This is a genomic window from Isoptericola variabilis, assembly GCF_050311655.1.
GTDB lineage: Bacteria > Actinomycetota > Actinomycetes > Actinomycetales > Cellulomonadaceae > Isoptericola > Isoptericola variabilis.
In genome coordinates, this window is sequence record NZ_JBNOZM010000003.1 from 439,246 (window position 1) to 451,883 (window position 12,638).

Annotated in this window: 9 protein-coding genes and 2 tRNA genes; 10 read left to right on the forward strand and 1 reads right to left on the reverse strand. The window is 70.8% G+C overall.

Annotation, left to right across the window (positions count from 1 at the left end; genetic code table 11):
- The first annotated feature begins 347 nt into the window (after nucleotides 1–347).
- The 4 genes from dnaN (at nucleotide 348) to ACQP60_RS09220 (ending at nucleotide 4,249) form a co-directional block, all read left to right on the forward strand.
- Nucleotides 348–1,481: a DNA polymerase III subunit beta gene (gene dnaN, locus ACQP60_RS09205; RefSeq protein WP_429731084.1), complete on the forward strand. Its 1,134-nt coding sequence runs from the start codon at nucleotides 348–350 to the stop codon at nucleotides 1,479–1,481.
- 41 nt (nucleotides 1,482–1,522) lie between these two features.
- On the forward strand, nucleotides 1,523–2,419 hold the full coding sequence (gene gnd, locus ACQP60_RS09210; protein ID WP_429731087.1) for a phosphogluconate dehydrogenase (NAD(+)-dependent, decarboxylating): 897 nt from the start codon (nucleotides 1,523–1,525) through the stop codon (nucleotides 2,417–2,419).
- A gap of 32 nt (nucleotides 2,420–2,451) precedes the next feature.
- Complete coding sequence (gene recF, locus ACQP60_RS09215; protein ID WP_429731090.1) at nucleotides 2,452–3,642, forward strand: DNA replication/repair protein RecF; 1,191 nt, start codon at nucleotides 2,452–2,454, stop codon at nucleotides 3,640–3,642.
- Nucleotides 3,643–3,754: 112 nt separating this feature from the next.
- Nucleotides 3,755–4,249 (forward strand): DciA family protein, encoded by a 495-nt coding sequence (locus ACQP60_RS09220; RefSeq protein ID WP_429731416.1) that lies wholly within the window; start codon nucleotides 3,755–3,757, stop codon nucleotides 4,247–4,249.
- 79 nt (nucleotides 4,250–4,328) lie between these two features.
- On the opposite strand, the gene ACQP60_RS09225 is transcribed toward ACQP60_RS09220, so the two are convergent.
- Nucleotides 4,329–5,882, reverse strand: a complete 1,554-nt coding sequence (locus ACQP60_RS09225; protein WP_429731093.1) for an LPXTG cell wall anchor domain-containing protein — start codon at nucleotides 5,880–5,882, stop codon at nucleotides 4,329–4,331.
- Nucleotides 5,883–6,324: 442 nt separating this feature from the next.
- Here ACQP60_RS09225 and gyrB point away from each other — a divergent pair, with 442 nt between their 5' ends.
- The 6 genes from gyrB (at nucleotide 6,325) to ACQP60_RS09255 (ending at nucleotide 12,509) form a co-directional block, all read left to right on the forward strand.
- Entirely contained in the window at nucleotides 6,325–8,436 is a 2,112-nt protein-coding gene (gene gyrB, locus ACQP60_RS09230; RefSeq protein WP_429731096.1) for a DNA topoisomerase (ATP-hydrolyzing) subunit B, read from the forward strand.
- A 109-nt stretch (nucleotides 8,437–8,545) separates the two neighbouring features.
- On the forward strand, nucleotides 8,546–11,167 hold the full coding sequence (gene gyrA / locus ACQP60_RS09235) for a DNA gyrase subunit A (protein ID WP_429731099.1): 2,622 nt from the start codon (nucleotides 8,546–8,548) through the stop codon (nucleotides 11,165–11,167).
- Nucleotides 11,167–12,030: a DUF3566 domain-containing protein gene (locus tag ACQP60_RS09240; protein ID WP_429731102.1), complete on the forward strand. Its 864-nt coding sequence runs from the start codon at nucleotides 11,167–11,169 to the stop codon at nucleotides 12,028–12,030. Before gyrA ends, ACQP60_RS09240 begins: the two co-directional genes overlap by 1 nt.
- A 116-nt stretch (nucleotides 12,031–12,146) precedes the next feature.
- Nucleotides 12,147–12,220 (forward strand) — tRNA-Ile (locus tag ACQP60_RS09245).
- 63 nt (nucleotides 12,221–12,283) lie between these two features.
- Nucleotides 12,284–12,403, forward strand: a complete 120-nt coding sequence (locus ACQP60_RS09250) for a DLW-39 family protein (protein WP_217700772.1) — start codon at nucleotides 12,284–12,286, stop codon at nucleotides 12,401–12,403.
- A 30-nt stretch (nucleotides 12,404–12,433) separates the two neighbouring features.
- Nucleotides 12,434–12,509, forward strand: a tRNA-Ala gene (locus ACQP60_RS09255).
- The last annotated feature ends 129 nt before the right edge of the window (nucleotides 12,510–12,638 follow it).

Genomic DNA, 12,638 nt, shown 5'->3' on the forward strand with positions numbered 1-12,638 from the left:
GGCCGCAGGTGTTGTCCACAGCGGCGCCCCCACAGCCTCCACACCCTCATCAACGCCCTGACCTGCATAAACGTTCGTCATCCCCAGATTCCACAACCCCTATGACGATGACGAACGTGTGATCATCAGAAATTTCCCCACACCTTCATCAGGACGGCTCGACCGTCCAGGACCGCCCGGACCCCGGGCTGAGGATCGCGTGCCGAAGAGCCCTTGTCTCGCGTAGGGTTTGGCTCGGACGACGAGGCAGGTCGGGGAACTCCGACGGTCCGGGCAGGTCCTGGGCCACCGACCCCATGCCCGCACGTCCGCTTCGATCGACAAGGGTCGACAACGCGAGGAGTGGGATGAAGTTCCGGGTTGAGCGTGACGTCCTGGCCGAGGCCGTGACCTGGACGGCGCGCACGCTCCCCACGCGCCCGCCGGCACCGGTGCTCGCGGGCGTCCGTATCGAGGTCGACACCGCCGGCACCATCTGGCTGTCCAGCTTCGACTACGAGGTCTCCGCGCGGGCGGAGATCCCGGCCGAGGTCTCCGAGCCCGGGACGGTGCTGGTCTCGGGTCGGCTCCTGGCCGAGATCTCCCGTGCGCTGCCCAACAAGCCCGTGGACGTCACGCTCGAGGGCACCAAGGTCGTCCTGACGTGCGGCGCCTCCCGCTTCACGCTGCTCACCATGCCTGTGGAGGACTACCCGGCACTGCCGCAGATGCCGGAGCTGAGCGGCACCGTGACGGGCGACGCGCTCACGCACGCCGTCGCGCAGGTCAGCGTGGCCGCGAGCCGTGACGACACGCTCCCCCTGCTCACGGGCGTGCGCATGGAGATCGAGGGCGAGCGCATCACCCTCATCGCCACCGACCGGTACCGCCTCGCCCTGCGCGAGCTCACCTGGACGCCGGCCACGCCGGGCTACTCGGCCGTCGCGCTGGTGCGTGCCCGCACCCTGACCGACGTCGCGAAGTCCCTCGGCGGGGGCGGCGGCCTGGTCAACGTGGGCCTGTCCACCGGGCAGGGGGTGGACCTCATCGGGTTCGAGGCCGGCGGGCGCCACACGACGTCGCAGCTCGTCGACGGCGACTACCCGCCGGTGCGCCGCCTCTTCCCGGACGCCACGCCGATCCACGCCGTCGTCGCGACCGCGCCGCTCATCGAGGCCGCCAAGCGCGTGTCCCTCGTGGCGGAGCGGAACACTCCGATCAGGCTGTCGTTCACCGACGGTCAGGTCGTGCTCGACGCCGGCCAGGGCGACGACGCGCAGGCGTCCGAGGCTCTCGAGGCCGTGCTGGTGGGCGAGGACATCCAGGTCGCGTTCAACCCGCAGTTCCTGCTGGACGGGCTGGGCGCGCTCGGCACCGACTTCGTCCGGCTGTCCTTCACGCACCCGAACAAGCCGGTGGAGTTCACCGGTCAGGAGTCGCTCGACGGCGAGGACTCGTCGGAGTACCGCTACCTGCTCGTGCCGATCCGCTTCGCGGGCTGACACGCCCTGCCCATCCGCCCGCACCGCACCTGGAGGTACCCATGGTCAGCCACATCGGACTCGTCGGTCTGGGCAAGATGGGCAACAACATGCGCGAGCGGCTCCGCCACGGCGGCATCGAGGTCACGGGCTACGACCCGCGGCCCGAGGTGTCCGACGTCGCGTCGCTCGCGGACCTCGTGGCCGCCCTTCCCACGGACCGCCGCGTGGTCTGGGTGATGGTGCCGGCCGGCGACCCGACGCGCGGCGTCGTGCAGGAGCTCGGCACGCTGCTGGGTGAGGGCGACGTCGTCGTCGAGGGCGGCAACTCGCACTACCCGGAGGACCAGGCGCGTGCCGCGGAGCTGGCCGAGCGCGGGATCGGGTACGTCGACGTCGGCGTCTCCGGCGGCGTGTGGGGCCTGGAGAACGGGTACGGCCTGATGTGCGGCGGCGACCGTGCGCACGTCGAGGCGCTCATGCCCGTCTTCGACGCGCTGCGTCCCGAGGGTCCCCGCGAGGAGGGCTTCGTGCACGCCGGAGAGGTGGGCGCGGGGCACTTCGCGAAGATGGTCCACAACGGCATCGAGTACGGCCTGATGCAGGCCTACGCCGAGGGCTACGAGCTGCTCGCCGCGAAGAAGGACATCGTCACCGACGTGCACGGCACGATGAAGGCGTGGATGCGCGGGACGGTCGTGCGGTCCTGGCTGCTCGACCTCATGGTGAAGGCGCTCGAGGAGGACCCGGCGCTGGCGGCGATCGACGACTGGGTGGACGACTCGGGCGAGGGCCGCTGGACCGTCGACGAGGCCATCGACAACGCGGTGCCGCTCCCGGTGATCTCGGCGGCGTTGTTCGCGCGGTTCGCGTCCCGCCAGGAGGAGTCCCCGGCGATGAAGGCCGTGGCCGCGCTGCGCCAGCAGTTCGGCGGGCACGCGGTCAAGCCCGCGCAGTGAGGTCGGCGGTGTCGGGCCGCCGAGCAGGTTAGATGTACGTCTCCCACCTCTCCCTCCTCGACTTCCGCTCGTACGCCGCGGCCGACGTCGAGCTACAGCCCGGGTCGAACGCGTTCGTCGGGCGCAACGGCCAGGGCAAGACCAACCTCGTCGAGGCGATCGGGTACGTGGCGACCCTCGGCAGCCATCGGGTCGCGAACGACACCCCGCTGATCCGGGCCGGCGCGGAGCGGGCGGTGGTCCGGACGCGGATCGTCCGCGGTGACCGCGCGTCGACCGTCGAGCTGGAGATCACGGCCGGCAAGGCGAACCGCGCGCGCGTGAACCGCGGACAGCTGGGGCGCGCGCGCGACGTGCTGGGCATCCTGCGCACGGTGCTCTTCGCACCCGAGGACCTGGCGCTCGTCAAGGGCGACCCCGACGGCCGGCGGCGCTTCCTCGACCAGCTGGTGGTCCAGCTGCTCCCCCGGGCCGCGGGCCTGATCGGCGACTACGAGCGGGTCGTGCGGCAACGGTCGGCGCTGCTCAAGTCGCTGCGCGGGGCCCGACGTTCCGGCGGTGGGCCTGTGGACACGAGCACGCTCGAGGTCTGGGACGCGCGGGCCGCGCAGCTGGGCGGGCAGATCCTCGCCATGCGGCTGGCCCTGGTGGAGGCCCTGCGCCCCCACGTCGCGGCCGCGTACGAGCAGGTCAGCGACGCCGACGGCGACGCGCAGCTGACGTACCGGTCGAGCGTCCCGGGGGTCGCGGACGGTGCGACGCCCGCCGCGGAGGACCTGGAGAAGGCGATCCTCGCGGCGATGGCGGAGGCACGGGCGCAGGAGCTGGAGCGCGGCGTCAGCCTCGTCGGCCCGCACCGCGACGACCTCGTCCTCACCCTCGGCGGGCTCCCCGCGAAGGGGTATGCGAGCCACGGGGAGTCGTGGTCGTTCGCGCTGGCGCTGCGGCTGGCGTCGTACCGGCTGCTCGGTGGTGGAGAGGATCCGGAGCACGTGCCGGACGCCGCGTTCTGGGACCCCGACCTCGACACGGATGCCGATCCCGTCCTGATCCTGGATGACGTGTTCGCCGAGCTCGACGTGCGGCGGCGCGAGCGGCTCGCCGAGCTCGTCGCGCCCGCACGGCAGGTGCTGGTCACCGCGGCCGTGCCCGACGACGTCCCGCCCGGGCTGCTCGGCGCGAGGTTCGAGGTCACCCCGGGCCAGGTGCGCCGTGCGGAGTGACGACGAGGGCGTCGACGGCGGCCTCCCGGGCGACCGACCGGTGGACGACGACGGCGCGGCCGGAGCGTCGTCGCGCGCCGAGGATCCGCGACCGGTCAAGGACCGCACCGAGCTGACGCCGCCGTCGGCGGTCGCGCGCGAGGCTCTGAACCGCGCGAAGGCCGCCGCACGGGCGAAGGGCCTGCGGCCGGGGTCGCCCGCACGCCGCTCCCCCCTCGCCGAGCCGCGCCTGTCGGGGCAGGGGCCGGGGGCCCGCGACCCGCAGCTGCTGTCGGAGGTGGTCGGGCGGCTCATGCGGGACAAGGGCTGGACGGCGGACGTCTCCGTGGGAGGGGTGATCGGCCGCTGGCGCGAGGTGGTGGGCGACCAGGTCGCCGACCACTGCCAGCCCGAGACCTTCGAGCAGAAGGTGCTCGTGGTGCGCGCCGACTCGACCGCGTGGGCGACGCAGGTGCGGCTGCTCGTGCCGACGCTCCTGCGTCGGCTCGAGGAGGAGATCGGCGAGGGCGTCGTCGAGCAGGTGACGGTGCTCGGACCCGCGGGGCCCGGGTTCCGACGCGGACGGCGCTCCGTCCGCGGTCCGGGGCCGCGCGACACCTACGGCTGAGCGCTCCTGGGCGCTGTGGATGACGAGCGAGGGGCCCGGCCGCGTCTGCGGCCGGGCCCCTCGCTCCGTGCGTGGTGCGTCAGTGCTGGATGCGCCGGCGGAGCCAGAACAGCACACCGCCACCGACGATCAGCAGCGCGGCGATCCCGGCGACCACACCGACCGTCGCGCCTGTCTGCGGGAGCTCGTCGGCCGCCTCGGCGGAGGCCGGCGGGACGTCGCTGCCGTCCGCGACGACCTCGACGTCAGCGCCGCCCGCGCCGACGGGGTTCGCGCACTCGGTGTTCGCCTCCGGGTAGCTCACGATCTGCGAGTACTCGGGGTTGACCTCGAAGAGCACCTCGACGCCCTCCCGGGTCCACGCGTAGTTGCCGTCGGTCTCGACGTACGAACCGTCGTCCTGCTGCTCCCAGCCCGGCCACTGCTTCGGCGCAGTGTCCGAGGCGCCCGGCCACAGCAGTTGGCCCTCCAGCGGCTGGTCGGTGGCGACGTAGTCGTCGCCGCCGTCCGGGTTCAGGAACGTGATGGTCAGCGGGGTGTCGTCGTCCACCTCGACGCCCTCGGGCAGCGCGACGCCGTAGTCCAGGTAGGGCGTGTCGCCCACGCAGACGGCACCGATGTCACCGGGGATCAGCGCGCAGTCCTCGGCCGAGGGGACGAGCTGCTCGATCGGGAAGATCACGTCGCCGCCCTCGGTGCGGGTGTAGCCGCCCAGGTCGTCGCCGAAGGTGCGGCCTTCCGTCGGCACTGCGAGCACGCCCTGCTCGGTGGTCAGGTAGGTGACGTCCGCGGTGTCCGCGGGGAGGATGACGTCCGACGCGACCGCGCCGCAGACGTCGAGGGCGGCCGGAGCCTGCGGAACGACGGTCTGGGGCTCCTCGACGACCGGGACCTCCGGCTCGGTGGGGGTGGCGCAGTCCTCGGCGGACGGCAGCTCGATGCCGAAGTCGCTCAGCTCCTGGTGCTGCCAGTCGACCAGGTGCCCGTCCATGGAGGAGCCGTCGGGGTAGGTGATCGTCTCCGGCATCGTGTACTCGTCCACGCCGCCGCGCACCAGGTCCTGCTGGATGCCCCAGCCGGTGCACAGGTCGATGTCGTCGAGCGCGTCCGTCTCAGGGAGCTCGGTGTACCAGTGCTGGTCGTTCTTGAGCTCGTCCTCGGGAACGGAGAGCGGCGTCGTGCCGAGCAGCTGCTGCTCGCCGGAGTTCTCCCACGCGGCGGGCTTGTCCTTGTCGAGCTTCGGGTACAGGTAGATGCCGACCTGGACGTCGGTGACTTCCGGAGCCGGGCACGCCTTGGTGCTCTCGCCGTAGGACCAGTCGTACTGCGTGCCGTTGCGGCCGTCCCACGCATCGACCTCGACGGTCCACCGGGCGCTGCCGGAGATGTCGATGTCGTCGTTGTGGTACCGGGTCCCGAAGGACTCCTCGACCACGGTCTTGTCGTCAACCTTCACCGTCACGGTGTTGGTCCGGCCGTCGTGGCCGTCGGCGTATGCCGCCAGGTTCACGGTGAGCGTGTCGCAGGTGGCCGACGCTCCGGGGGTGTGGGCGGAGGCCGGCGCCGCGGTGGCTACGAGCATCCCTCCGACGGCGAGCGTCGTCGCTGCGACGCCGGCCAGAGTCCTCTTCACTGTGGGGTTGTCCCTTCGGTGGTGACCGGTGCACGGGCGCGCGCCAGTCGACGTGCGAAACGGGGAGTCGTGGTGTAGTACACCAGTTTTTGGAGTAAATCGGGAGAGCCGTTGATAACGGTCAGAGCACAAAAACCCGACGTTCCGGAAGAGCCGCCCCGATCACCCCCCAACTGTGGACAACCTTGGGGACAAACCTGTGGACAAGGCTGTGGAGAGCGCGCTTTCCACGACCTGTGGACAACGTGTGCGGAACTTCCCTCCAGCGGCGTCAATCCGCCGTTTCCTTGCCTCTGGCAGGTAGACTGGGACGGTCATTCCGGGTCGTGCTGCGACCTCTCGCACGGCTCGGTCGTGCGCAGCCCGGAACCTGAGAGCCGCGCCGCCTGCACCACGCACGAAGCGCCGGCGCGTGCACGACGACCGAGGAGCAGCTCCGCCTGTGGCAGACCGAACCGACACCCCCCGTCCCGACACAGTCGCCAACGGAGCCAACGGAGCAGCCGGACCGGGGAACGGGTACGACGCCGGCAACATCACCGTCCTGGAGGGCCTCGAGGCGGTCCGCAAGCGCCCGGGCATGTACATCGGCTCCACGGGCGAGCGAGGCCTGCACCACCTCGTCTACGAGATTGTGGACAACTCTGTGGACGAGGCCCTCGCGGGTCACGCCGACAGCGTCGAGGTGACCCTCCTCGCCGACGGCGGCGTCCGGGTCCGCGACAACGGCCGCGGCATCCCCGTCGCGATGCACCCCACCGAGGGCAAGCCGACGCTCGAGGTCGTGATGACGATCCTGCACGCGGGCGGCAAGTTCGGCGGCGGCGGCTACGCCGTCTCCGGTGGCCTGCACGGCGTGGGCATGTCGGTCGTGAACGCGCTGTCCACCCGCTTCGTCTCCGAGGTGAAGCGCGACGGCTTCCACTGGCGCCAGGAGTACCGCGACGGCGGCGAGCCGGTCACCGAGGTGCAGAAGCTCGAGCCGCTGGCCGAGGGCGAGGCCACCGGCACGACGCAGACGTTCTGGGCGGACGACTCGATCTTCGAGACCACCGACTACGACTTCGAGACGCTGCGCTCGCGCTTCCAGCAGTACGCCTTCCTCAACAAGGGCCTGCAGATCACGCTGCGCGACGAGCGCGCGGGTCACGCCGTCGCCGACGACGAGGTGGCCGGGCAGGCGCCGGACGGTGCGGACGCCGACGTGACGTCGGCGGACGGCGCCGCGGACGTCGAGCAGGCGAACCCGGTCCGCACGGTCACGTACCGCTACGACAACGGCCTCACGGACTACGTGGCGCACATCAACGCGGCCAAGAAGTCCGAGCTCATCCACCCCGAGATCATCGACGTCGAGTCGGAGGACACGGAGCGGAAGATCTCCGTGGAGATCGCGATGCAGTGGACCAGCGCGTACAGCGAGTCGGTGCACACGTTCGCGAACACCATCTCCACCACGGAGGGCGGCACGCACGAGGAGGGCTTCCGCGCGGCGCTCACCACCCTGGTGAACAGCTACGCGCGCGACAAGCAGATCATCAAGGAGAAGGACGACAACCTCACGGGTGACGACATCCGCGAGGGCCTCACCGCGGTCATCTCCGTCAAGCTCGGCGAGCCGCAGTTCGAGGGCCAGACCAAGACCAAGCTCGGCAACACCGAGGCGAAGACGTTCGTGCAGCGCGTGGTGCGCGAGAAGCTCGTGGACTGGTTCGACGCCCACCCGACGGAGGCGCGCGACGTCATCCGCAAGGCCATCCAGGCGTCCCAGGCGCGCATCGCGGCCCGCAAGGCCCGTGAGGCCACCCGGCGCAAGGGGATCCTGAGCTCCGGCGGGATGCCCGGCAAGCTCAAGGACTGCCAGTCCAACCGCGCCGAGGACTGCGAGATCTACATCGTGGAGGGCGACTCGGCCGGCGGCTCCGCCGTCCGCGGTCGTAACCCGCACAACCAGGCGATCCTGCCGCTGCGCGGGAAGATCCTCAACGTGGAGCGGGCACGCCTCGACAAGGCGCTCTCCAACCAGGAGATCCAGTCCCTCATCACGGCGTTCGGCACGGGCATCGGCGAGGACTTCGACCTCTCGAAGCTCCGGTACCACAAGATCGTGCTCATGGCCGACGCCGACGTCGACGGCCAGCACATCTGCACCCTGCTGCTCACGCTGCTCTTCCGGTACATGCGTCCGCTCATCGAGCACGGCCACGTGTACCTGGCGCAGCCGCCGCTGTACCGGCTCAAGTGGTCGAACGCGCCGCACGACTACGTGTACTCCGACCGCGAGCGGGACGCCTTCCTCAAGGAGGGGCTGGCCGCCGGCAAGCGGATCCCGAAGGAGAACGGCATCCAGCGCTACAAGGGCCTGGGCGAGATGGACTACACGGAGCTCTGGGACACCACCATGGACCCGGAGCACCGCACCCTGCTGCAGGTGACCATGGACGACGCTGCCGCGGCCGACGAGATCTTCTCGGTGCTCATGGGCGAGGACGTCGAGTCCCGCCGCAGCTTCATCCAGCGCAACGCCAAGGACGTCCGTTTCCTCGACATCTAGCGGCTGAGACCCGCGTCGTACAGATCGTACGCACGCGGTTGTACACGGCCCGACCTCGAGGACGACGGAACCCGCGCCCCGGCGGCGCAGGACAGGAAGAAGGTAGACGGTGACGGACGAGACCCCCGGTCCCGACATGACGGACGGCGCCCCGGACGACGAGGCGATCGACACGACCGACGGCTCGGTCGCGGTGCAGCACGGCCGCATCGACCAGGTGGACCTGCAGCTGGAGATGCAGCGCAGCTACCTCGACTACGCGATGAGCGTCATCGTGGGGCGCGCGCTGCCCGACGTGCGGGACGGCCTCAAGCCGGTGCACCGCCGCGTGCTGTACGCGATGTACGACGGCGGCTACCGCCCCGACCGCGCGTACTCGAAGTGCTCGCGCGTCGTCGGCGACGTCATGGGCAAGTTCCACCCGCACGGCGACACGGCGATCTACGACACGCTCGTGCGCCTCGTGCAGGACTGGGTGCTGCGCTACCCGCTGGTCGCCGGCCAGGGCAACTTCGGCTCGCCCGGCAACGACCCGGCCGCCGCCCCCCGGTACACCGAGTGCCGCATGGCCCCGCTGGCCATGGAGATGGTCCGGGACATCGAGAAGAACACGGTCGACTTCCAGGACAACTACGACGGCCGCACGCAGGAGCCCGTCGTCCTGCCCGCCCGGTTCCCGAACCTCCTGGTCAACGGCTCGGCCGGCATCGCCGTCGGCATGGCGACCAACATTCCGCCGCACAACCTGCGCGAGGTCGCCGAGGGCGTCCGCTGGCACCTGGCCAACCCCGACGCCTCCCGCGAGGAGCTCCTCGCCGCGCTGATGCAGCGCATCAAGGGCCCCGACTTCCCGACCGGCGCGCAGATCCTCGGCACCAAGGGCATCGAGGAGGCGTACCGCACGGGTCGCGGCTCGATCACGATGCGGGCCGTCGTCAACGTCGAGGAGATCCAGAACCGGATCTGCCTCGTCATCACCGAGCTGCCCTACCAGGTCAACCCGGACAACCTGGCCAGCAAGATCGCCGACCTCGTCAACGACGGCAAGCTCGCCGGCATCGCGGACATCCGCGACGAGACGTCCGGCCGTACCGGCCAGCGCCTCGTCATCGTGCTCAAGCGCGACGCGATCGCCAAGGTCGTCCTCAACAACCTGTACAAGCACACGCCGCTGCAGTTCAGCTTCGGCGCGAACATGGTGGCGCTCGTCGACGACGTGCCGCGCACGCTCAGCCTCGACGCCTTCGTGCGGCACTGGACCACGCACCAGATCGAGGTCGTGCGCCGGCGCACCGAGTACCTGCTGGCCGAGGCCGAGCGCCAGATCCACATCCTGCGCGGCTACCTCAAGGCGCTCGACGCGCTGGACGAGGTCATCGCCCTCATCCGCCGCTCCCCCGACGTGGACGAGGCCCGCACGGGCCTCATGGAGCTGCTCGACGTCGACGAGCAGCAGGCCAACGCGATCCTCGCCCTCCAGCTCCGTCGCCTCGCGGCCCTCGAGCGGCAGAAGATCATCGACGAGCACGACGAGCTGCAGCGACAGATCGAGGACTACAAGGACATCCTCGCCAAGCCGGAGCGCCAGCGGACGATCGTCCAGGACGAGCTCGACGACATCGTCGACCGGTACGGCGACGAGCGCCGCACCACGATCCTGCCGTTCGACGGCGACATGTCGGTCGAGGACCTCATCCCCGAGGAGGAGGTCGTCGTCACGATCACGCGCGGTGGCTACGCCAAGCGCACCCGGTCGGACAGCTACCGGGCGCAGCGCCGAGGCGGGAAGGGCGTGCGCGGCGCCGCGCTGCGCGAGGACGACATCGTCGAGCACTTCTTCGTCACGACGACGCACCACTGGCTGCTGTTCTTCACCAACCTGGGCCGCGTCTACCGCGCGAAGGGCTACGAGCTGCCCGAGGGCGGTCGTGACGCCAAGGGCCAGCACGTGGCGAACATGCTGGCGTTCCAGCCGGGCGAGCGCATCGCCCAGGTGCTGGACCTGCCGGACTACGAGGCCGCCGACTACCTCGTGCTCGCCACGCGCCGCGGGCTCGTCAAGAAGACCCGCCTCGGGGAGTACAACTCGCCGAGGTCCGGCGGCCTCATCGCGATCAACCTCCGCGAGGACGACGACGGCCACCCCGACGAGCTGGTCGCCGCGCGCCTCGTGAACGCGGACGACCACCTCATCCTCGTGTCCCGCAAGGGCCAGTCGATCCGCTTCCCCGCCGACGACGACACGCTGCGCCCCATGGGCCGTGCGACGTCGGGCGTCACGGGCATGAAGTTCCGCGAGGAGGACGAGCTGCTCAACGCGGACGTCGTCACCCCCGGCACGGACCTGTTCGTCGTGACCGAGGGCGGCTTCGCCAAGCGCACCGCGATCACCGAGTACCGCGTCCAGGGCCGCGCCGGCTACGGCATCAAGGTCGCCAACCTGGTGGAGGCGCGTGGAGACCTCGTGGGGGCCTTGGTCACAGAGGCGGACGACGAGGTGCTGGTCATCATGGAGCGTGGCAAGATCGTGCGCTCGGCGGTCGCGGAGGTGAACCTCACCGGCCGCACCACGCAGGGCGTGACGTTCGCCAAGCCCGACAAGGGGGACCGCATCATCGCCGTCGCCCGCAACGTCGAACGTCGGGACGTCGACGAGGCAAGCGGCGACGAGTCGGTTAGCGTGGACGAGCAGGCCGCCGACGAGCAGACCACGAGCGGGGACGAGGACTGATGACGGAGAACAGCGCGTCGACCAGGGCGTCGTCGGCGCCTCCCGCCCGGGAGGCGGAGATCGACGACTCGACCCACCGCCGCGGTCCGGCGTCGGGCACGACGTCGACCACCTCGACCGCCCCCGCGACCGGCGCCGTGCGCGTCGGTGAGGTGCCGGCGCCGCCCGCACCGCCCGTCGTCCCGCCGTCGGCCCCTGCGGCCGACGGGACCACCGCCCAGGGCGCCTCCCCCGTGAAGGAGGGCGCCGTGAAGGCGGCGGCCGCGGCCCTCGCCGCGGCACGCAGCGCGGCGAAGAAGGTCCAGTCGGTCATGCCGGAGGGGGCGAGCAAGGGGCAGATCGGCGCCGAGGCCTCCGGGGGCACGAGCACGGCCCCGAGCGCCGCGAAGCCTGCGGAGCCGCGTCCGGAGATGCACTACTCGGCCGGCGGCGTGCAGGGCACGGCCGCCGCCGCAGCGGCGCCCGCAGGAGGCTCGATGGTGGGAGCCGCGACGACCGGAGCCGGCGCGCGGCGCGTGCGGCTGTCTGTCTCGCGGGTCGACCCGTGGTCGATCATGAAGCTCGCGTTCCTGCTGTCCGTCGCGATCGGCTTCATCACCGTCGTCGCCACGATGGTGGTCTGGTACGTGCTCAACGACATGGGCACCTTCGCGAAGATCCAGGGCTTCCTCAGCGAGACGATCGGCCCGCAGGCCGTGAACCTCATGCAGTTCATCGAGTTCGACCGCGTCGTCTCCCTGTCCGTCCTGATCGCCATCGTCAACGTGGTGCTGCTGACCGCGCTCGCCACGATCATGGCCATCCTGTACAACATCACGGCCGCGCTCGTCGGCGGCGTGCACCTCACGCTGACGGACGAGTGAACCCCGTCCCGGCCGGGACCGACGTCACACCGCGTGACGCCGCTCCCGGTTTGGGAACGGACCCGCGCGTACGGTAATGTTCCGTGCTGCACGCGCTCCCTCGTGGGGGCGCGCTCGGGGCTATAGCTCAGACGGTTAGAGCGCTTCCCTGATAAGGAAGAGGTCGGAGGTTCAAGTCCTCCTAGCCCCACTCCAGGCCACCTCAGGCCCGGGCCCGAGACGCACGACGACGGTCGTGACGAGGAGGCAGAAGATGAAGAAGCTGTTCGTCCTCCTGCTCGCGCTGGGCGCGGGTTACCTGGTCTGGCGCCGTCTCAACGAGGACTCGGCCGACCGGGACCTGTGGTCCGAGGTCACCGACACCATCGACTGAGCACGCCCGGCCCGTCTGACGAGGCCGCCAGGGGCCATGGCGCAATTGGTAGCGCACCTGCTTTGCAAGCAGGGGGTTAGGGGTTCGAGTCCCCTTGGCTCCACCACCGAAGACCCCGTACGCCCGACGGCGTGCGGGGTCTCGTCGTCCCGCGGGAGCGTGCCTGCGGTGCCCGGGGGGCTGACCCCTGGTACGCCGCAGGGCCCCGTCCGTGCGGACGAGGCCCTGCGGTTTG

Bases quoted from the DNA above. Each gene is read 5' to 3' on its own strand.
- ACQP60_RS09250 (WP_217700772.1), top strand. From the start codon at position 12,284: ATGAAGAAGCTGTTCGTCCTCCTGCTCGCGCTGGGCGCGGGTTACCTG.
- ACQP60_RS09240 (WP_429731102.1), top strand. From the start codon at position 11,167: ATGACGGAGAACAGCGCGTCGACCAGGGCGTCGTCGGCGCCTCCCGCC.
- dnaN (WP_429731084.1), top strand. From the start codon at position 348: ATGAAGTTCCGGGTTGAGCGTGACGTCCTGGCCGAGGCCGTGACCTGG.
- recF (WP_429731090.1), top strand. From the start codon at position 2,452: ATGTACGTCTCCCACCTCTCCCTCCTCGACTTCCGCTCGTACGCCGCG.
- gnd (WP_429731087.1), top strand. From the start codon at position 1,523: ATGGTCAGCCACATCGGACTCGTCGGTCTGGGCAAGATGGGCAACAAC.